Raw genomic sequence first — 19,435 nt, 5'->3', positions numbered from 1 at the left:
ATGGTCCGTGAGCGGGTCTTGCTCCGTGAGCGGGCCTGCTTCCGGCCCGGCGTGTCGCGGACGGTGCCTACTCTCCGGGGAGTATCCCAACTGCCGCCGCTGGTGGGACGCGTGATGAGACCTCTCTGAGGGACGCTCTAGGCACCTCGGGAACCACCCGAGGTCCTGGAAGCCCACCACCGAGGAGTTGAACCACCATGTACACCCAGCTGGCCGACTGGTACGGCCCCGGCCCGTGGATCCTGCTGATCCCTCTGGCCTGGATCGCCGTGGTGGTCCTGGTGATCGCGCTGTTGCGCCGTACGGTCTGGCGGCGGCGCGCCTGCGGGTTCGGAGCCGGGTTCGGAGCCGGAGCCGGGGCCGCGGCGGAGCATCCGCTGGCCGTCCTGGGCCGCCGCTACGCCGAGGGCGAGATCGACGCCGAGGAGTACCGCGCCAAGCGGGCCGTACTCAGCGAGTCGTCCAAGGGCGACGCCGGGGGAGGTGGCGCCAGGTGACCACCCCGGAGGTCGTGCGGGGCGCCGCGGTCGGCCCCGCCGACACTGTGAAGGGCCACGGCGTCGGCGGCGCCGACCTCGGCCGAGCCGGAGGCGAGGCGGCAGAAGGCGGCGGAACGAAGGCGGTGGCGGGGCGGCTCAGCCCGCGGCCTGCGGGAAGACGTCCCGCAGCAGCGGGTCCGGCAGGCCGCGCTTGCGCCACTCGCGCGGGTAGCCGAGCGAGACCTCCGTGAACGGGACGCCGTCGTAGGTGGTCCGGCGCGGGATATGGAGGTGGCCGTAGATCATCGCCGCGGTGTTGAACCGGGTGTGCCAGTCCGCGGTCAGCTCGGTCCCACACCACTGGGCGAACTCGGGGTACCAGAGGATCTCGGTGGGCTGCCGGACCAGCGGGTAGTGGTTGACGAAGACGAGCGGGACGTCCGGGTCACAGGCCGCCAGCCGCTTCTCGGTCAGCCGGACGCGCTCGCGGCACCAGGAGTCGCGGTCCGGGAACGGGTCCGGGTAGAGCATCCGCTCGTCCGCGCACACGATGCCGCTCTCGTAGGCGGCCGCCAGGGAGGCCTCCTTGGTGGTCGTGCCGGGAGCACGGAAGGTGTAGTCGTAGAGGAGGAAGAGCGGGACGATGCGGACCGGTCCGCCGGGGCCCTCCCAGAGCGGGTACGGGTCCTCGGGAGTCACCACGCCGAGCCGGCGGCACAGCTCCACCAGGTGTTCGTAGCGGGCCACCCCACGCAGCTGGACCGGGTCCTCCGGGTGGGTCCACAGCTCGTGGTTCCCCGGGACCCACACCACGCGGGCGAAGCGTTCGGCGAGCAGGCCGAGGGCCCACTCGATGCTGGTGGTGAGCTCGGCGACGTCACCGGCGACGAGCAGCCAGTCGTCGGGGTGGGAGGGTTGGAGCTTCTCCACCAGGTCGCGGTTCTCCTGGTAGGAGATGTGCAGATCGCTCACGGCGAGCAGCCGTCCCCCCGTCGGGGTGGGCCGCGTCGGCTGTGCGGCGCTGCGGTTCTCCGTGGTCACTCCGGCCCCCTGAGGTCGTCCGGCCGGTGCGGCCGATGGGCCCACTCTATGTGGCGGGCCGGGGGATCGGGGCGGGTTGACGGGATCAGTCGTTCGAACCGTCGGCTCGGGAGTCGAGGTCCGCCCGGTGCTTCAGGGGCGGACGGTGGCGCGGAGACGAACGGGAGGCGCGGGATGGAGGTGCGGAGCGGAGGGGGGACGGAGTCAGGAGTCGGTAGCGCAAGGGGAGTTGGATCGGGTTCAGGAGCCGATGTCGATGATCACCCCGTGGGAGGTGACGGTGGTGACGGCGAGGATCGCCAGCGAGGTGATGCCGAGGGTCAGGCCGAGGAGGGCGCGGCCGCGTCGGCGGGTGCCGCGGAGCAGGGCCAGGGTGGCCAGGGTGATGGCGATCGGCCCAAGGACGATGTTGAACAGCAGCAGGCCGGGCAGGCCGAGGAGGAAGGAGGCGATGGCGAGGCCGTCGGCCTCGGCGGGGCTCTGACGGGTGGTCGCCTGGCTGTGGGTCTCCGGGCGGCTGGTGCTCCGAGGGCCGATCGCCTGGCGGTCGGTGACGATGCTCATGGTGGTGCGGGTCCTCTCTGGGGAGTGGCCGCGGGGCGGTCCGCGGAGCGGCCGGGTCGGCAGTGCAGCCGGGTCAGCAGTGCGGCTGGGTCGGCGGAGCGGCCGGGTCAGCGGTGCCGGAGGCGGGCGATGCCCTCGCGTGCGCCGAAGGCGAGCAGCCAGGCGGTGATGGCGGCGGAGGCGGTGAGGAAGACCGGGAGCGAGGTGTGGGCGGCGGTGCCGATCAGGATGCCCATGGCGACGAGGGCGGAGAGCAGGATCACGGCTGGCTCCTTCGGCTGCGGCTGGGACTGCGCCGATTTCGGTTGACAACTGTTCACTGACTTCGTCCTCACTGTACGCCCGGCTGGCCAAGTTCAGCAAACGAATGTTTACTGAATGGCGTGAGTCACACCGTTGGGGCCAGGCAGGCCCAGAAGCAGCAGAGTCGGCGGGCATTGCTGGACGCCGGGCTGCACCTGTTGGCCGATCAGAACCTGGCGAGCCTGGGCGTCCGCGAGGTCACCCGGGAGGCGGGGCTCTCGCCGGCCGCCTTCTACCGGCACTTCCCGGACCTCGCCGCCCTCGGGGTGGCGCTGGTCGAGGAGTCGCTGGCCAGCCTGCACGTCATGATCCGCTCGGTGCTCGCCGAGTCCGGCGGTGCCGAGGAGCTGATCGACCGTGCGGTGGACGTGATCGAGCGGCACGTCCGCGAACACCGGGGGCACGTACGCTTCCTGGCGCGCGAGCGGCACGGCGGAGTGCGGCAGGTGCGCGAGGCGATCGACGTCGAACTCGGCCGCTTCGCCGCCGAGGTGGGAACCGCCCTCGCGCTGCAGCCGGAGTCGCGCGGATGGAGCGAGCAGGACCTGCGGATGCTCGCCGAGCTGTACGTCGACCACATGGTCTCCACGGCCGCCGCCTTCCTGGAGGCGCTGGAGACGGACCCGGCGCGGGAGCAGCGGATCGCCGCCACCGCGCGTCTCCAGCTGCGCCTGATCAGCACCGGCCGGGAGCACTGGCAGGCGGGCTGAGCGCCTCCGTCAGGGAGTTGGCGGTCACTTCGTGTGACGGGCGGGCCGGGTCGCGGGCCGAGGCGGGCCGAGCCTCGTGCCGGGTGGCGGCGGTAACCGGCCATTGAGGCTTGGGCGGTTCTTGGTGTTGCTTTGACTCTTGACAGTGAGTCATGTCCGCGACAGCTTTGGTGCACCCCCACCCGTGGACCCCCACAGCGAGAGGTCTCTCATGAAGAAGCCGCTCATAGGCACGGTCGCCACGTTCCTGGTCGCCGGGGCCGCCGCCTTCGTCGGTGGCGTTCCGGCTCAGGCCGCCGCCCCTGCCGCCACGTCTGTCACGTCTGTCACGTCCGCTGACACGTCCGTCGCCAAGCCCGTCGCCGCCGTCAACTTCGCCGGGACGGTCGCACTCAGCAACTGCTCCGGCTCGCTGGTGCGGATGCCCGGCTCGGCCGCGAGCGACCCGGCCCTCGTGCTCTCCAACGGGCACTGCCTGGAGACCGGCATGCCCGGCCCGGGCCAGGTGGTCCTCAACCAGTCCTCCAGCCGCAGCTTCACCCTGCTCAACGCGAGCGGCAGCGGTGTCGCCACGCTGCGCGCGACCAAGATCGTGTACGGCGCGATGACCGACACCGACGTGTCGATCTACCAGCTAAACACCACCTACGCCTCGATCCAGTCCCGGTACGGGATAGCCCCGTTGACGATCGCGGCCACCCACCCCGTCCAGGGCGCCTCGATCAAGGTCGTCTCCGGCTACTGGAAGAAGATCTACTCCTGCTCGGTCGACGGCTTCGCCTACCGGCTGAAGGAAGCCGACTGGACCTTCAAGGACTCGCTCCGCTACACCTCCACCTGCAACGTGATCGGAGGGACCTCCGGCTCGCCGGTGGTCGACGCCTCGACCAACCAGGTGGTCGCGGTGAACAACACGATCAACGAGAACGGCGAGACCTGCACCCTGGACAACCCCTGCGAGGTGGACCAGAACGGCGCGGTGACGGTCCGCCCGGGCATCGGCTACGCCCAGGAGACCTACGGGATACCGGCCTGCTTCGCCGCCGGCAACCGCTTCGACCTCACCCTCCCGGGCTGCACCCTGCCCCGCCCGTAGAGCACCAGGAAACCCCGCTGACCAGCACTTTCCTCCCGATGGGCCATCCGCGAACGGCGGGTGGCCCATTCGGCCGTCCATCGGCCGGCCGCCGTACCGCCCGCCGTAGCGACTGCCGTACCGACCGCTGTACCGCCTGCCACACCGGCCGCCGTACTGCCTGTCACACCGACCGCCGTACCGATCGCACCACCTGCACCGCAGATATGGAGAGTTGATGACCACCACCGTGAAAAGACTGCTGGCCTCCGCCCTGCTGATACCGCTGCTCGCGGTCGGCGGCCTGGCGAGCCCGGCGTCCGCCGCCGACGGCCGGAGCGCCACCCAGGGCGCGCAGGGCGACCAGGGCGGCCAGAACGACCAGGGTGACCAGAACGACCAGGGCAACGGCTCCCGCCACGGCCGGAGCCCCGCCGACGACCCGACCGCCGACATCAAGGACCGCCTGGCGGCGATCCCCGGGGTGACCGTCACCGAGGAGAAGCCGACCACCACCGGTCACCGCTACTTCATCGCCACCTACACCCAGCCGATCGACCACAACCGCCCCTGGCTGGGCACCTTCCAGCAGCGCTTCAGCCTGCTGCACCGCGGCTACGACCACCCGACCGTCTTCTACACCAACGGCTACACCCTGGGCACCAGCCCGTCCCGCACCGAGCCGACCCGGCTGGTGGACGGCAACCAGGTGTCCATCGAGTACCGGTTCTTCACCCCCTCCCGCCCGGACCCGGCGGACTGGTCCAAGGCCGGCATCCGCCAGGGCGCCGCGGACTCGCACCGGCTGGTGACCGCGCTCAAGCGGATCTACCAGGAGGAGTGGCTGTCCACCGGCGCCAGCAAGGGTGGCATGTCCTCGACCTACTACCGCCGCTTCTACCCGGACGACGTGGCCGGCACGATCGCCTACGTCGCGCCGAACAACACCAACGTCAACGACTACGCGGCGTACAGCGAGTTCTTCCGCACCGTCGGCACGCCCGAGTGCCGGGCCCGGCTGAACGACGCCCAGCGCGAGCTGCTGGTGCGCCGCGACCGCCTGGAGGCCCGCTACGTCGCCGACAACAAGGCGGCCGGCTCCACCTTCAACACCCTCGGCACCCCGGACCGCGCGTACGAGGCCGGCGTGCTGGACGTGGTCTGGGCGTTCTGGCAGTACAGCCTGGAGTCCGACTGCGCCAAGGTCCCGGTGGCGGCCACCGCGACCGACGACGAGCTGTACGCCTGGTTCGACTCGCAGTCCGGCATCACCGGCAACAGCGACCAGTCGCTGGCGAAGTACACCGCGTACTACTACCAGGCCGCGACCGAGCTGGGCGCGCCGTTCTTCGACGTCTCGCACCTCAAGGGCGTGCTGCACTACGACTACAAGGAGCTCTACTCGGTCCGCAGCTACGTGCCGAAGGAGATCCCGACCGTCTTCAACCCGAACGCGATGCCCGACATCGACCGCTGGGTGAAGCGCGAGGGTGAGCGGATCATGTACGTCTACGGCGGCAACGACCCGTGGGGTGCCAAGCCGTTCCGCCTCGGCCGGGGCAGCGAGGACAGCTACGTCTACACCGTGCCCGGCGGCAACCACGGCTCCAAGATCGGGCAGCTGCCCGCCGCGCAGTCGGCGGAGGCCACCGCCAAGGTGTTGGAGTGGGCGGGCTTGAGCGACCCGAACGCCGCCCGCTCGCTCGCCAAGTCGCCGCGGGCGGGTGCGGACTTCGGCCCGCTGGACGTCGAGGGCCAGCGGCTGGAGCAGGAGCGCCGCCCGCTGTAACGCCGACGCGCGCAGCAGGCCGCACCACCAGGCACGCAGTCGAGGAGGTCGCCCCGGGTTCCGGGGCGGCCTCCTCGCGTCGTTCGGGGAACGGCGGGCACAGCCGAAGAAGCAGCGGACCGACCCCTCCCCGAAGCAGTGAATCAGTGCTTCAATGCTTCCATGGCCTACCGACGCACGCCCGCCGTACAAGCCCGCCTGGACGCCCAGCGCGAAGCGGTGCTCCAGGCAGCGGTCGGCCTGCTCGCCGAGCGCGGCTACGGCGGCTGCACGATGGCCGCCGTGGCGGACCGCGCCGGGATCGCCACCGGCAGCCTCTACCAGCACTTCAGCGGCAAGGCCGAGCTGTCGGTGCAACTGTTCCGCCGGGTGGTCACGCACGAGATCGACGCGGTCAACGCCGCTGTCGCGCTCCGGGACACCCCGCGGCAGCGGATCGCCGCCGTGGTCGAGACCTTCGCCGCCCGCGCCCTGCGCGCACCCCGGCTGGCGTACGCGCTGCTGGTCGAGCCGGCCGACGCGGTCGTGGACGAGGAGCGCCTGGTGTTCCGGCGGGCGTTCCGGGACGTGATCGCCACCGAGATCGCCGCCGCGGTGGCGAGCGGCGAACTGCCCGAGCAGGACCCGGTGCTGACCGCGGCCGCCCTGGTCGGCGCGGTCGGCGAGGCGCTGGCCGGCCCGCTCGCCGCCGCACCGGTCGGAACCGCCCGGCCCGGACCCGGCGAGTCCGGGAACGGCGGGCCTGAACCCAGCGAGCCCGGGCACAGCGAGCCCGGAAACGGCGAGTCCGAACACAGCAAGAACACCACGGTGGTCCCCGCCCTGGTCTCCTTCACCCTGCGTGCCCTGGGAGGACGCGATGACAGCGACGCATGAGGTCACCAACCAGGTGCCCCTGCCGTACGGACACGACACCGCCGCCGACCCCACCCTGCTCGCCGCCCTCCAGCGGGCCGACGCCGGCTGGGCCGAGCCCGAGCTGCGCGAGCTGGGCCGGCTGGCCGGCTCCGAGCAGGCCGCCGAGTGGGGCCGGCAGGCGAACGAGAACCCGCCGGTGCTGCGCACCCACGACCGCTTCGGAAACCGCGTCGACGAGGTCGAGTTCCACCCGGCCTGGCACGAGCTGATGCGCACCGCCGTCTCGTACGGCCTGCACGCCGCGCCCTGGCGTGACGAGCGTCCCGGCGCGCACTCCGCCCGTGCCGCCGGGTTCTTCGTCTGGGGCCAGGTCGAGGCCGGCCACACCTGCCCGATCTCGATGACCTACGCCGCCGTCCCGGCGCTGCGCGCCAACCCCGCGCTGGCCGCCGAGCTGGAGCCGCTGCTGGCCGCGCGGGAGTACGACTTCGGGCTGCGCGAGCCGCGCACCAAGCGCGGGCTGATCGCCGGCATGTCGATGACCGAGAAGCAGGGCGGCTCGGACGTCCGCACCAACACCACCGCCGCCGCTCCGCAGCCGGACGGCACCTACCGGCTCACCGGCCACAAGTGGTTCACCTCGGCCCCGATGTCCGACCTCTTCCTGACGCTGGCCCAGGCGCCGGGCGGCCTCAGCTGCTTCGCGCTGCCGCGCGTCCTGCCGGACGGCAGCCGCAACCGCCTGCAGCTGATGCGCCTCAAGGACAAGCTCGGCAACAAGTCCAACGCCTCCGCCGAGTTGGAGTACGACGGCGCGGTCGGCTGGCTGGTCGGCGAGGAGGGGCGGGGCGTCCCGACCATCATCGAGATGGTCAACATGACCCGCCTGGACTGCACCATCGGCGCGGCCTCCGGCATGCGCTACGGCGCCACCCGGGCGGTCCACCACGCCCTGCACCGGCGGGCGTTCGGCAAGGCGCTGGTCGACCAGCCGCTGATGCGCAACGTGCTCGCCGACCTGGTGGTGGAGTCCGAGGCGGCCACGATCGTCGCCATGCGGCTCGCCCAGGCCACCGACCGCACCCTCGCCGGGGACGGGAACGAGGCGCTGGTCCGGCGGCTGGGCCTGGCGGTGGCCAAGTACTGGGTGTGCAAGCGCGGTCCGGCGCACTCCGCCGAGGCGCTGGAGTGCCTGGGCGGCAACGGCTACGTGGAGGAGTCCGGGATGCCCCGGCTCTACCGGGAGGCGCCGCTGGTGTCGATCTGGGAGGGGTCCGGCAACGTCGCCGCCCTGGACGCGCTGCGCGCCATGGCCAAGCGTCCCGAGAGCGTGGAGGCCTTCCTCGGCGAACTCGACGCCGCCGCGGGTGCGGACCGCCGGCTGGACGCGGCCGTCGCCGCGCTGCGCAAGGAGCTGACCGACCTGGGCGACCTGGAGTACCGCACCCGCCGACTGGTCGAGTCGATGGCGCTGGCCTTCCAGGGCTCGCTGCTGGTCCGCTACGGCAGCCCGGCGGTGGCCGACGCGTTCTGCGCGAGCCGGCTGGGAGGCGACCACGGGGCGGCCTTCGGTACCCTGCCGGCCGGGGTCGACACCGGAGCGATCATCGACCGCGCCCTGCCGGTGCCCGCGTGAACGACCGAGCGGCGAACGACCGAGCAGTGAACGACCGAGCGGTGAACGACCGAGCGGTGAACGGCCACGAGGCGGACGGTCCGGAAACGGACGGCCAGGAGGCCGAGAAGGTCAGGGAGTTCTGGCAGACGCTCGGCCTGCCCGGGCTGATCGACGTGCACACCCACTTCATGCCGAAGAACGTCCTCGACAAGGTGTGGGCCTACTTCGACGCGGCCGGGCCGCTGGTGAACCGTCCCTGGCCGATCACCTACCGCGAGGCCGAGGAGCAACGGGTCCGGCGGCTGCGGGACTTCGGCGTCCGGGCGTTCACGTCCATGCTGTACCCGCACAAGCCCGGCATGGCCGGCTGGCTGAACGCCTGGGCCGCCGACTTCGCCGCCCGCACCCCGGACTGCCTGCACACCGCGACCTTCTTCCCCGAGCCCGAGGCGCCCCGCTACGTGGCCCGGGCGATCGAGGACGGCGCCCGGGTGTTCAAGGCGCACCTTCAGGTCGGCGGCTACGACCCGGCGGATCCGCTGCTGGACGAGGTCTGGGGGCTGCTCGCCGAGACCGGCACCCCGATGGTCACCCACTGCGGATCCGGGCCGGTGCCGGGCAGGTTCACCGGCCCGGGCCCGATCGGCGCGGTGCTGGAGCGGCACCCCGGCCTGGTCGTGGTGGTCGCCCACCTCGGGATGCCCGAGTACCGCGGCTTCCTCGACCTGGCCGAGCGCCACCCGGCCGTCCGGCTGGACACCACCATCGCGTTCACCGACTTCGCCGAGGCCGACGACCCGTTCCCGCGCGAGGAACTGCCGCGCCTGCGCGGGCTGGCGGACCGCGTCCTGCTCGGCAGCGACTTCCCCAACATCCCCTACCGGTACGTCCACCAGCTGGAGGCGCTGGCCGGGCTGGGGCTGGGGGAGGAGTGGCTACGGGCGGTCTGCCATGACAACGCGGCCGCCCTCTTCGGCATCAAGCCCGAAGGCTGATCACCGCACCACCGAGCCGGCACCACTGATCCGGCAGCACAGGCCAGCGCCACAGGTCCCGCACCACCGAAGACCGCACCACCGATCACCGCACCGTCCGCAGCACCTCCAGCGCCCGAGCGTGCAGCCCGGGCGCGGCGGCGAGGAAGCCGTCGGAGCCGGCCGTCCAGGCCGACCCGGCGGCGTCCGTCACCGCCGCGCCCGCCTCGCGCGCGATCAGCGCGCCGGGCAACAGGTTGCCCGCGTCGAGGCCGTACTCCCAGAACAGCGCCAGGTGCCCCGAGCCGACCTGGGCCACCTGGAGCGCGGTCGGGCCGAGGTTGCGCACCGCCAGGACCGCTCCCGCCATCGCGGACAGCGACTCGCCCGCCCGGCGCAGCGCCACCGGGTCGGCGGCCACCCACGGCGGCTGGCTGGTGGCGGCGACGGTGACGGCCAACTCCCGCTCCAGCGGCGCGATCGGCCGCCCGTCCAGCCGGGCCCCGCCGCCGAGCACCGCCCGGTAGGTGCGGCCGTCCTGCTCCGGGGCGTGCACCACGGCCAGTACCGCCGTGCCGTCCCGCACCAGGGTGGCGGTCACCGCCCAGTGCGGCTGCCCGAGCAGGTACTGCACCGCGCCGTCGGTCGCGTCGCACAGCCACCACTCGCCCTCCGCGGGCACCGTGCCGTCCAGTTCCTCGGGCACCCAGCCGGCCTGCGGACGCAGCGCCGTCAGCCGCTCCCGCAACGCCGCGGCGGCCGGGCCGTCCAGTTCGGCGAAGGCGGCCGCCGCCTCCTCGATGGTCCGCGCCGTGACCGGGTCGGCGGACCGGCGTGCCGCCAGCCCCGCCCCGACCTCGCGCACCGCGGCCTCCACGCCGTCCGCCAGCGTCCACAGTTCCTTCGTCACGGCGACTCCTCCTCGATTCCTCACGCCCGATTCCTCACGCCGGGGCGGGGCTCCGGCCCGGCGTCCGCTCCGGCCGGCCGGCCGGTCGGGACAAGGAGTACCGTCAGGCTGCCGATCAGGACGCGACTGCTCCCGAGAGTGACGGGAATCGGACACCATGGACTTCTCCACCGCCGATCCGGACAGCGTGCTGGACACCCTGGACCGCCGCCTGGTGTGCGCCCTCCAGGTGGACGGACGGGCCGAGCCCGGCCGGATCGCCGGGGTGCTGGGAGTCTCCGCCCGGACGGTCACCCGCCGGCTGGGCCGGATGCGGCAGGCCGGGGTGCTGCGGGTGGTCCGGTTGCCGGACGTCGAGGACGCCGCCGTGGGCGCGCTGCTGCTGCGGGTCCGGGTGCTGAGCGGCCGGGTGGACGCCATCGCCCAGGCCCTCGCCGACCGCTCCGACGTCCCGTTCGTCGACGTGATGCTCGGCGGCCACGAGGTGGGCGCCGTGGTGCTCACCGACGCCGGCTCCCGCGACCGGCTGCTGTACGGGCAGTTGCCCGCGACCGGTGCCGTCACCGAGACCACCACCCACGCCGTGCTGCACGCCTTCGCCGACGCCGGGCAGTGGCAGGCCGGGTACCTCACCGACGAGGAGGCCGCCGCACTCGCCAGGCCCACCGCCCCCCGCCCGGCCGCGCCGCCGCCGCTGGACGGCCTCGACCGCGCGCTGCTGGAGCGGCTGGGCGAGGACGCCCGGCAGTCCCACGCCGTGCTGGCCGCGGCCGTCGGCGCGCCCGAGTCCACGGTGCGCCGCCGGCTGCACCGGCTGGACGAGGCCGGGCTGTTGCGCACCCACGCCACCGTGGACCCGCGGCTGCTCGGCATGGCCGTGGACGCCAACCTCTGGCTGGACGTGCCGCCCGGCCGGATCGCCGAGGTCGGCACGGCGCTGGCCCGGCACCCGCAGGCGCACGGGGTGTTCGCCACCAGCGGCCCGGCCAACCTGCTGGCCACGGTGTTCTGTCCGGACCACGGCGAGCTGTACCGCTTCCTCACCGACACCCTCGGCCCGCTCGGTGCCGCCCGGGCCGAGACCACCATCACGGCCCGCGCGGTGAAGCGGGCCGGCGTCCTGCTCCGGCGGCCGGCCCGGCGGCCGTAGCGGGCCGGTCGTCACCCGCGGGGGAGACGGGCCCTCAGCCCCCGGCCCGGCTCCCCGGCCCGGCCCCGCAGCCCTGCCCCCGGCCCGCCGTTACCTGAGGGGTAATCGACGCCCGCCGCCCCACCGGGCAGGGTGGTGGCATCCGGTGCGGCCGCCACGGCCCCGGGCTCCCACCCCCTGACAGGAGGCGATCCGCCATGTCCGCCCACGCGAACACCCTCACGCCCGCCCGACCCGGTTCCGCCTTCTCGCCGTGGACGGTGCGCGGTGCCCTCACCCTGGACGCCCTGGTCACCGGCGGCAACGGCCTCGCCTACCTGGCCTTCTCCGGCCCGCTCGGCGAACTGCTCGGCGCCGGCCGCACCACCCTGGTCGACCTCGGGCTCCTCCTCCTCGGCTACGCGTTCGCGGTCGGCGCGCTGGCCGCCCGTCGGCGGCCGCCGGTGCTCGGGGTGCGGGCCGTGATCGACCTCAACCTCGTCTGGGTGGTGCTCAGCCTGGTCGCGATGGAGCTGTGGCTGGAGCCGACCACCGCCGGGTTCGTCTGGATCCCGGCACAGGCCGCGGCGGTGGGCCTGTTCGCCGTCCTCCAGTTCACCGCCCTGCGGCGCCAGGCCCAAGGCCGGACCCGGGCCCAGACCCGGGCCCAGGGCTAACGGTCCGGCCCGATCGCGGCTTGCAGGAACCGCACCGTCTCCGCGTCGGCCGGCAGGAAGGTCTCCATGGCCAGCTCGGAGACGGTGACGTCCAGCGGGGTGTTGAAGGTGGCGATGGTGGAGAGGAAGGAGAGCACGTGCCCGTCGTGCCGGACCCGCATCGGCAGCGCGAACGGGAACCCGTCGGCGCCCCCCGGAGCGCCCGCAGCCGCGCCGCCGCCCGCGCCGCCGCCCGCGCCGCCGCCCGCAGCCGCGCCGCCGCCCGCGCCCGGGTCGTCCGCGGGGTCGCCGGCCGGCTCGGGGTAGCCGCGGACCTCCTCGTACAGCCGGCGCAGCGGCTCGGCCCGCACCAGTTCCAGCTGCCGTTCCATCCGCTCCAGCAGGTGCTGCCGCCACTGCCGAAGGTTGAGGATGCGCGGTGCCAGCCCGTCCGGGTGGAGGGTGATCCGGATCGCGTTGAGCGGCGGCTCCAGCAGGTGCGGGGCGATGCCGTCCAGCAGCAGTCCGAGCGCGCGGTTGGCCGCCAGCACCCGGAAGGAGCCGTCGACCACCACCGCCGGGTACGGGTCGTGGGCGGCCAGCAGCCGTTCCAGCCCGCCGCGCAGCGCGGCCATCGACGGGTCGTCCAGCGGCGTCTCGGGGTAGTGCGGGGCGTAGCCGGCCGCGAGCAGCAGGGTGTTGCGCTCGCGCACCGGCACGTCCAGGTGCTCGGCCAGCCGCAGCACCAGCTCCCGGCTCGGCCGGGAGCGGCCGTTCTCGACGAAGCTGAGGTGGCGGGCCGAGGAGTCGGCCCGCAGCGCCAGTTGCAGTTGGCTGAGCTGTCGTCGCTCCCGCCAGCCGCGCAGCAGCGGGCCGACGCCGGTTCCCGTCGGGCTGCCCATGCCCGCCATGATCGTCATGGCCCAGGACGGTACTCGAACGACCCCGGTCGGCGGGAGGGGGCGGTGGCGATCAGGGGCCGGGGCCAGCCGCCCGAAAGCCGGGGAGCCAGGGAGCAGGGGAGCGGCGGCTCAGACGCCGGTGCTCGACCCCGGGCGGATGACCATGATCACCACGACCACGGCCCACAGCAGGTTGAACACCCCGGCGGTCATCGGCAGCAGCTTCAGACCGCTGACGGCCTTGCCGTGCTGCTCGTCCGACGGGTCCAGTTCGAGCGCGTCCACGGCGGCCTGCTGGCCGGGCAGCACGAAGAGCAGCAGTGCGAGCGCGGCGAGGCCGGTCAGCACCATCGAGACGATCACCCAGGACTGCCCGAGCACGTCCATCACCTGGGCCAGGCCGATGCCGAGCACCGGTACCGCGACCCCGAGCAGCGCGTAGACCTGGGTGATCCGGTGCAGCACGCGCAGCACACCGGCGTCGGAGGCCCGGTCCGGTCCGCCGGCCAGCGCGGCCTTCGCCCGGCGGGGGAACATGCTGACGGCCACCGCGACCGGGCCTATGAACAGGACCGACACGAGGACGTGCAGGCTCAGCAGGAACTTGGCCATGGCGGGGCACCCTTTTGAATCCGGTGGGCAGCTGGTCGGCGGGCGCGCGTTCGGCGTGCCCACGACCAGGCACGCTAACACCGCTTATCCGCCGGCCCACCGCGCGGGCCCGCCTCAGGGCCCGCCCCGGCTCCGCTCCAGGGCCCACCCCCGCCCCGCTCAGCTCGAAGCCGTGAGCTCCACGATCCGGGGCGGGGCGGTGCTGACGGCCGCGACGGCGGCGACGTGCTCCGGGTCGGTCCGGTCGGTCCAGTCGAGCAGGTGCAGGTCCTCGTACCGGCTGCGCAGCGGCGCGCCCGGCGGGACGGCCAGCGGCAGGGCGGAGAGGTCGACCCGGCCGAGGGTGTCCAGGGTGGCCCTGCCGATCTTGATCAGCGACTCCTTGCGCACCCAGAGCCGCAGGAACGCCCGCTCCGGCTGCGGGTCGGCCTCGACGAGGGCGAGCTCGGCCGGGGCGAGCACCCTGCGGGCGACCGAACGCAGCGAGCCGCCCCGGGTGGACAGCTCGACGTCCACCCCGACCGGCTGGAACCCGGCACCGGCCGCGACCACGCCCCGGGTGTGGGAGAGGCTCACGTGCACCCCGGGGTGGTCCGGCAGGTAGGGCTTGCCGTGGTCGGCGAGCCCGCAGTCCGGGCACTGCTGGGCGAGGACGAGGCCGGCCACCGGCACGCCGAGCAGCCGGGCGGCGCAGAGCCGGACCAGCAGGTGCCCGGCGGTGAAGTCGATCCGCCCGGACTCGTGCCGGAAGCGCGCGGCGCGCTCCCGCTCCATGGCGGTCAGCAGGTGCTCGCCCGCCTCGGGGTGTCGCAGTACGGCGTCGGCGGACGCGACGGTGACGAGCGGTGCGCTCTCTTCCTGGGCCTCGGTGCTCATGACTCCAACCTAAGGCTTCCCTCGAACTCGCGTCCGCCCGGGCGATCGCTGCTCCGTACGGATGAATTTCGGATCAGATCTGAGGATCTGTAGGGTGAGAATGTCTGATTTGATGTTTGATGTCCCGAATCTCTGGAATCGTCGGCAGGCATCGCAGCAGCGCAGACATCACGGCAGGTCGTCCCGGCCTGCCCTTTCTCATGCACGGAGGAATTGTCGATGGGTCAGGCCACCGGTTCGCCGGATCACAGAACGACAACCGTGAGAACTCCGGCCCCGCGCGGGCGCCGGGCCGTCCTGGTCGCGGTGGCGACCACCGTCACCGCGCTGCCGCTGGCCGCGGTCCTGACGGTCGCTTCGGCCGCTCCGCCGGCCCCGCCGCTGGGCGCCTGCTCCGGGCCCGACTGCCCCGGCACCTGGCCGCCGGCGCACAACGGCGACTTCCCCGGCCGGGACGCCACCGTCAACGTCTTCACCGGCGGCGACTACACCGTGAACGGCCGGGCCGCGGAGGCCGAGGGCAGGATCGTCGCGCTGGGGAACCTGACCGTCGACAAGAACGGCGGCGGCGCCTACAACATGGGCGTCGTCGGTGTCGGCTCGCGCGTGGTGCCGCCGAACGGCAGCGACTTCGTCATCACCGGCGGCGACGTCGACGTCAGGACCGGCAACACCGTCCTGATCGGCGGCATCGACTCGCGCGGCCCGGCCTTCGGCAATCTGCGCCACGCGGGCTCGGTCACCGGCGCCGTGAACATCGACCCCACCGGTGAGTCGATCCAGGACCCGAACGCCGCCGCGCCCTACCGGTCGGTGCTGACCCGGATCGAGGAGGTCTCCGGCTGCGTCGGCCGGGCCACCGCGACCGGTACCGTCGCCGTCACCTCCAGCGAGGCGACCTTCACCGGCGACGGGACCAGCGCGAAGCAGGTCTTCAACGTCACCCAGGACCTCGCCTCGCCGTCCGGCGGGCAGATCGGCCTGGTCTTCGCCGGTATACCGGCCGGCGCCACCGTCGTGGTGAACATGCTCGGGGACAGCCCGGTCGTCAACACCTACACCGGCACCGGCCTGGCCGGGGACCAGACCACCGAGATGCGCTCGAAGCTCATGTACAACTTCCCGACCGCGACCTCGGCGCAGATCCTCGGCAGCGCCCAGTTCCAGGGCTCGGTCCTGGCCGGCAACCCCGGCGGCACCACGACCATCGCCCAGCCGGGCATGAACGGCCGGGTGTACCTCGCGGGCAGCCTGGTCCACACCGGCACCGGCGGCTACGAGATCCACAGCTACCCGTTCGACGGCGACCTGCCGGACTGCGCCGTGACGCCCAGCCCGTCGCCGACCTCGTCGACGCCGTCGCCCTCGCCGACGTCCCCGGCGCCCACCTCGCCGAGCCCGACCTCCCCGGCCACGACCTCCCCGACCTCCCCGGCGCCCACCTCGCCCACCTCGCCGACCTCGTCCGCGCCGACCTCGTCCGCGCCGACCTCGCCGTCGGCCGGTGCGACGACGTCGAGCGCCGGCCCGGCCCCGACCGGCCTCCACCCGACCGAGGAGCCGACCGGCCACCCCGGTGGCGGTGGTCAGCTGCCCTCCACCGGCGCGGGCAACGCCCCGGTGGTCTTCGGCGTGGCAGGCGTCGGCCTGCTCGGCCTCGGCGGTCTGGCCGTGCTGGCCGCCCGCCGCCGTCGCGGCCGCCACGGCTGACGGCCGTACGGCCCGTACGGCCGAGAAACCGGACAGCCGGCCAGTCGGACAGCCGAACTGCCGCGCAGGCCGCCCGAGTCGACCCGACCGGGCGGCCTGCGCCGTTCCCGCCCCGCCCTCGCCCCGTTCCGCCGCCGCCCCGTTCCGCCGCCGCGCCGAACGCCGCCGCCCCGTTCCGCCGCCCGTTCCGCCTACCGCCCGGCCGGGTAGTGGGCGAGGCCCGAGGCGAGCAGCCCGAAGGCCCGCTCGACCGCGGCCTCGACCCGGGTCCGTACCGTCCCGGCCGGTTCCCCGGCCACCATCGCCCGCCGGACCTCGCCGAGCACCGCCCGGTGGGCCCCCGCGACGGCTCCGGCCACGATCCGGGGGAGCGGGTCGTCCTGGTCGGCTCCTGACTCCTCGGCCAGGACGGCCGCCAGTGCCGCCTCGGCCCGGTCGCCGAGCTCCAGCAGTCGGGCCCGCAGGGCGGCGCTGTCCTCGACGATCCGCCAGAACGCCGCCACCCCGGGGTTCAGTCCGACCGTCGGTTCCCCCTCCGCGAAGGCCGCCAGCAGGTCGGCCCGGACGGCGTCCACGGCCGAGCTGCCCGCGGGGCGGCGGCGGACCACCTCGGCGAGGCGGGCGACCACCTCCTCCTGCCGGTCGAAGAACAGGTCCTCCTTGGTCGGGAAGTAGTTGAAGACCGTGTTCGGCGAGACCCCGGCGGCCCGGGCCACCTCGACCACCGTGACCCGGTCGAAGCCGCGCTCGGCGAACAGGCCCATGGCGGTGTCGGAGAGCAGTTCCCGGGTCTGCTGCTTCTTGAGTTCGCGAAGTCCCATGGCCGGATCCTATCCGCGAAGCATGGTGTCACTTAAAACTTACAGTGACACCAAAAATATCGGCTACGGTGACGGCATGACCTTCACCTTCGGCATCTATCCCGGCGGACTCCTCGGCGACGACACCGGCGTCATCGCGGCCGCCCGCCCCGACGAGCCGGCCCGGATCGCCGCGGCGCTGCGCGAACTCCAGGGCGGCGAAAGGGAGTTCCTGGTCCGCGCCTACCGCTCGTACCCGGGAGGCGAGCACACCCCGGAACGGCCCGAGCAGTACGCCGGCGAGGGCCGCCGGCTCGACCTGGTGGTGCAGTACCGGGAGCGCGGCGGCGAGTTGGCGGGCTGGCTGGACTTCGTCCGGCGCACGGTCCGGACCGAGGGCCACCGGCTCGCCCTGCTCCAGATCTGCGAGGAGCCCAACCTCGACCTCCCGCCCGTGGACGGGAGCATCCCGAACGTCCGCCGCGCGCTGGTCGAGGGCGTGGTCGCGGCCAAGGAGGAGGCGCTGGCCTGTGGATTCGACCGGCTGGCCGTCGGCTTCAACGCGGTGCCCTCCTTCGACCCCGCGGACACCTTCTGGTCAGAGCTCGGCCGGCTCGCCGACGAGCGCTTCCACCGTGCCCTGGGCTACGTCGGCCTGGACTTCTTCCCGGACGTCTTCCGCCCCGTCCCACCGGAGCAACTCGCCGACGCGGTACGGGCGGTGCTCACCGGCTTCCGCCAGGGCGCGCTGCCCCGGGCCGGGATCGGGCCCGGTGTCCCGGTGCGGATCTGCGAGAACGGCTGGCCCACCGGCCCCGGGCGGAGCGAGGCGCGGCAGGCCGAGGTGGTGGCGGAGGTGGTCCGGGCTGTCGCCGGGATCGCCGCCGAACTCAACGTCACTGGCTACGCGTTCTTCGCCCTGCGGGACGCGGACAGCGCGGGCGCCGGGCTGTTCCCGCACTTCGGTCTGCTGCGCGACGACTACACGCCCAAGCCGGCCTTCGCCGTCTACCGTGAGCTGGTCGCCGAGCTGACGGAAGCCGGCGGGGCGGACAGCGAACTCGCGCCCCGTGCCGGCTAGTAGATTGTCGCGGCTAAGTGTCGTTCCGGTTGGTGAAGTTGGGCAGAATCCCCTTGTCGCTTCCTTTCGGCCGTCAGGGGTGCCGTGTCCTCGCAGAAGAAGTATCCGGTTGCGTTGAGCGTCGAAGATCGCCAGGCCTTGGTGCGCGTGACGACGACGGGGGTCCGCAGCGCGTCGATGATCAGAAGGGCTCGGGTGCTGCTCGCGCTGGATACCTCGGTCGGCGAGGTCGCTCCACGGGCGGTGATCGCGGAGCGGGTCGGGGTCTCGCGCGACTCGGTCCGCCTGATCTCGAAGCGGTACGCGGAGACCGGCGGCGATGTGTGGGCCACGGTCGGGCGCAAGGAGCGTGCCCTGCCGCCGGTGCCCTCCCCGGTGACCGGCGAGGTCGAGGCCAGGCTGATTGCGCTGGCCTGTTCGACGCCACCCAAGGGACACGCCCGGTGGTCGCTGCGGCTGCTGGAGAAGCACGTCGCGCTGGTCGAGGACATCCCGGACCTGGACCACTCCACGATCGGACGGGTGCTAAAAAAACGGAACTGCGCCCTCATGTGAAGAAGTGCTGGACCATCCCGCCGGCGGCGAACGCGGCCTTCGCGGCGGCGATGGAGGACGTCCTGGCGGTCTACCGCCGCCCCTTCGACCCGGCGCGCCCGGTGGTGTGCATGGACGAGAAGCCCTACCAACTGCTCGGCCACGTCCGTGATCCGCTCCCCGCGCAGCCCGGCCGCGACCGGCGCGAGGACAACGAGTACATCCGCTCGGGGACCTGCTCGATCTTCTGCTGGGTCGAGCCGCTGCGCGGATGGCGGCGCGTGGACGCCCAGCCCCGCCGGACCAGGGTCGACTGGGCACACCAGGTTGAGCACCTGCTGACCGTGGACTACCCCGACGCGGAGACCGTGGTGCTGGTGATGGACAACCTCAACACCCACACCACCGCCTCGCTCTACGAGGCGTTCGACCCGGCAAAGGCCTTCGCCCTGGCCCAGCGCCTGGAGATCCACCACACCCCCAAGCACGGCTCCTGGCTCAACATCGCCGAGATCGAACTGTCCGCGCTCACCCGCCAATGCTTGGACCGCCGCATCGACGACCTCACCGTCCTCAACACCGAACTCGCCGCCTGGCAGCAACACACCAACGACAACCAGCGCCAAGTCGACTGGCACTTCACCACCGACGACGCACGCGTGAAACTACGCCACCTCTACCCCACCACACAGCGAAATTAAGCCGCGACAATCTACTAGTAGATTGTCGCGGCTAAGTGTCGTTCCGGTTGGTGAAGTTGGGCAGAATCCCCTTGTCGCTTCCTTTCGGCCGTCAGGGGTGCCGTGTCCTCGCA

The 19,435-nt window shown here is 73.0% G+C and carries 21 protein-coding genes; 13 read left to right on the top strand and 8 right to left on the bottom strand.

Annotated elements, in window-relative coordinates; translation table 11 throughout:
- Window positions 1-197: 197 nt before the first annotated feature.
- Window positions 198-497, top strand: coding sequence for an SHOCT domain-containing protein (locus ACGF0D_RS16480; protein WP_392916696.1), 300 nt, complete (start codon window positions 198-200; stop codon window positions 495-497).
- Between the two features lie 138 nt (window positions 498-635).
- Here ACGF0D_RS16480 and ACGF0D_RS16475 read toward each other — a convergent pair whose 3' ends face one another.
- The 3 genes from ACGF0D_RS16475 to ACGF0D_RS16465 all read right to left on the bottom strand — a co-directional run bounded on the left by ACGF0D_RS16475 (window position 636) and on the right by ACGF0D_RS16465 (window position 2,347).
- Window positions 636-1,520 carry a metallophosphoesterase family protein gene (locus ACGF0D_RS16475; protein WP_392916693.1) on the bottom strand — a complete coding sequence of 295 codons (885 nt, stop codon included), beginning with the start codon at window positions 1,518-1,520 and terminating at the stop codon, window positions 636-638.
- A 240-nt stretch (window positions 1,521-1,760) separates the two neighbouring features.
- Window positions 1,761-2,084 carry a DUF4190 domain-containing protein gene (locus ACGF0D_RS16470; protein ID WP_392869670.1) on the bottom strand — a complete coding sequence of 108 codons (324 nt, stop codon included), beginning with the start codon at window positions 2,082-2,084 and terminating at the stop codon, window positions 1,761-1,763.
- Window positions 2,085-2,191: 107 nt separating this feature from the next.
- Window positions 2,192-2,347, bottom strand: a complete 156-nt coding sequence (locus tag ACGF0D_RS16465; RefSeq protein WP_392916690.1) for a hypothetical protein — start codon at window positions 2,345-2,347, stop codon at window positions 2,192-2,194.
- A 120-nt stretch (window positions 2,348-2,467) separates the two neighbouring features.
- On the opposite strand from ACGF0D_RS16465, the gene ACGF0D_RS16460 reads away from it, so the two are divergent.
- The 6 genes from ACGF0D_RS16460 (at window position 2,468) to ACGF0D_RS16435 (ending at window position 9,432) form a co-directional block, all read left to right on the top strand.
- The gene (locus ACGF0D_RS16460) at window positions 2,468-3,097 is read left to right on the top strand and encodes a TetR family transcriptional regulator (protein WP_392916688.1); all 630 of its coding nucleotides are present in this window, start codon (window positions 2,468-2,470) and stop codon (window positions 3,095-3,097) included.
- A 211-nt stretch (window positions 3,098-3,308) separates the two neighbouring features.
- Complete coding sequence (locus ACGF0D_RS16455; protein ID WP_392916685.1) at window positions 3,309-4,193, top strand: serine protease; 885 nt, start codon at window positions 3,309-3,311, stop codon at window positions 4,191-4,193.
- A gap of 217 nt (window positions 4,194-4,410) precedes the next feature.
- Complete coding sequence (locus ACGF0D_RS16450; protein WP_392869663.1) at window positions 4,411-5,961, top strand: S28 family serine protease; 1,551 nt, start codon at window positions 4,411-4,413, stop codon at window positions 5,959-5,961.
- 162 nt (window positions 5,962-6,123) lie between these two features.
- The gene (locus ACGF0D_RS16445; protein ID WP_392916682.1) at window positions 6,124-6,837 is read left to right on the top strand and encodes a TetR/AcrR family transcriptional regulator; all 714 of its coding nucleotides are present in this window, start codon (window positions 6,124-6,126) and stop codon (window positions 6,835-6,837) included.
- Window positions 6,821-8,455, top strand: coding sequence for an acyl-CoA dehydrogenase family protein (locus ACGF0D_RS16440; RefSeq protein WP_392916680.1), 1,635 nt, complete (start codon window positions 6,821-6,823; stop codon window positions 8,453-8,455). Before ACGF0D_RS16445 ends, ACGF0D_RS16440 begins: the two co-directional genes overlap by 17 nt.
- Window positions 8,456-8,511: 56 nt before the next feature.
- A complete protein-coding gene (locus ACGF0D_RS16435) occupies window positions 8,512-9,432 on the top strand; it encodes an amidohydrolase family protein (RefSeq protein WP_392916771.1) in 921 nt (306 codons plus the stop codon).
- Window positions 9,433-9,517: 85 nt separating this feature from the next.
- Here ACGF0D_RS16435 and ACGF0D_RS16430 read toward each other — a convergent pair whose 3' ends face one another.
- A complete protein-coding gene (locus ACGF0D_RS16430) occupies window positions 9,518-10,321 on the bottom strand; it encodes an inositol monophosphatase family protein (RefSeq protein WP_392916678.1) in 804 nt (267 codons plus the stop codon).
- A gap of 157 nt (window positions 10,322-10,478) precedes the next feature.
- Here ACGF0D_RS16430 and ACGF0D_RS16425 point away from each other — a divergent pair, with 157 nt between their 5' ends.
- Window positions 10,479-11,471 carry an Lrp/AsnC family transcriptional regulator gene (locus ACGF0D_RS16425; RefSeq protein ID WP_392916675.1) on the top strand — a complete coding sequence of 331 codons (993 nt, stop codon included), beginning with the start codon at window positions 10,479-10,481 and terminating at the stop codon, window positions 11,469-11,471.
- Window positions 11,472-11,668: 197 nt separating this feature from the next.
- On the top strand, window positions 11,669-12,127 hold the full coding sequence (locus ACGF0D_RS16420; protein WP_392916672.1) for a hypothetical protein: 459 nt from the start codon (window positions 11,669-11,671) through the stop codon (window positions 12,125-12,127).
- Here the strand turns inward: ACGF0D_RS16420 and ACGF0D_RS16415 are convergent.
- The 3 genes from ACGF0D_RS16415 to ACGF0D_RS16405 all read right to left on the bottom strand — a co-directional run bounded on the left by ACGF0D_RS16415 (window position 12,124) and on the right by ACGF0D_RS16405 (window position 14,496).
- The gene (locus ACGF0D_RS16415) at window positions 12,124-13,026 is read right to left on the bottom strand and encodes a helix-turn-helix domain-containing protein (RefSeq protein WP_392916669.1); all 903 of its coding nucleotides are present in this window, start codon (window positions 13,024-13,026) and stop codon (window positions 12,124-12,126) included. The genes ACGF0D_RS16420 and ACGF0D_RS16415 overlap by 4 nt on opposite strands.
- A gap of 111 nt (window positions 13,027-13,137) precedes the next feature.
- Entirely contained in the window at window positions 13,138-13,620 is a 483-nt protein-coding gene (locus ACGF0D_RS16410) for a hypothetical protein (RefSeq protein ID WP_392916666.1), read from the bottom strand.
- Window positions 13,621-13,779: 159 nt separating this feature from the next.
- The gene (locus tag ACGF0D_RS16405) at window positions 13,780-14,496 is read right to left on the bottom strand and encodes a 4'-phosphopantetheinyl transferase family protein (RefSeq protein ID WP_392869648.1); all 717 of its coding nucleotides are present in this window, start codon (window positions 14,494-14,496) and stop codon (window positions 13,780-13,782) included.
- 261 nt (window positions 14,497-14,757) lie between these two features.
- Between ACGF0D_RS16405 and ACGF0D_RS16400 the strand changes: the two genes are divergently transcribed.
- Window positions 14,758-16,206: a choice-of-anchor A family protein gene (locus tag ACGF0D_RS16400; protein WP_392916663.1), complete on the top strand. Its 1,449-nt coding sequence runs from the start codon at window positions 14,758-14,760 to the stop codon at window positions 16,204-16,206.
- A gap of 191 nt (window positions 16,207-16,397) precedes the next feature.
- Here the strand turns inward: ACGF0D_RS16400 and ACGF0D_RS16395 are convergent, their stop codons facing one another.
- A complete protein-coding gene (locus tag ACGF0D_RS16395) occupies window positions 16,398-17,027 on the bottom strand; it encodes a TetR/AcrR family transcriptional regulator (protein WP_392916660.1) in 630 nt (209 codons plus the stop codon).
- A 76-nt stretch (window positions 17,028-17,103) separates the two neighbouring features.
- Between ACGF0D_RS16395 and ACGF0D_RS16390 the strand changes: the two genes are divergently transcribed.
- The 3 genes from ACGF0D_RS16390 to ACGF0D_RS16380 all read left to right on the top strand — a co-directional run bounded on the left by ACGF0D_RS16390 (window position 17,104) and on the right by ACGF0D_RS16380 (window position 19,322).
- Window positions 17,104-18,087, top strand: coding sequence for a hypothetical protein (locus ACGF0D_RS16390; RefSeq protein ID WP_392916657.1), 984 nt, complete (start codon window positions 17,104-17,106; stop codon window positions 18,085-18,087).
- Between the two features lie 84 nt (window positions 18,088-18,171).
- The gene (locus tag ACGF0D_RS16385) at window positions 18,172-18,642 is read left to right on the top strand and encodes a helix-turn-helix domain-containing protein (RefSeq protein ID WP_392882405.1); all 471 of its coding nucleotides are present in this window, start codon (window positions 18,172-18,174) and stop codon (window positions 18,640-18,642) included.
- Window positions 18,639-19,322: an IS630 family transposase gene (locus tag ACGF0D_RS16380; RefSeq protein WP_392916654.1), complete on the top strand. Its 684-nt coding sequence runs from the start codon at window positions 18,639-18,641 to the stop codon at window positions 19,320-19,322. The genes ACGF0D_RS16385 and ACGF0D_RS16380 overlap by 4 nt, the downstream gene beginning before the upstream one ends.
- Window positions 19,323-19,435 lie beyond the last annotated feature (113 nt).

Origin of the sequence: Kitasatospora sp. NPDC048298 (genome assembly GCF_043201465.1) — a bacterium.
Taxonomy (GTDB): Bacteria; Actinomycetota; Actinomycetes; order Streptomycetales; family Streptomycetaceae; genus Kitasatospora.
This window is presented reverse-complemented; position numbering and strand designations above follow the sequence as displayed.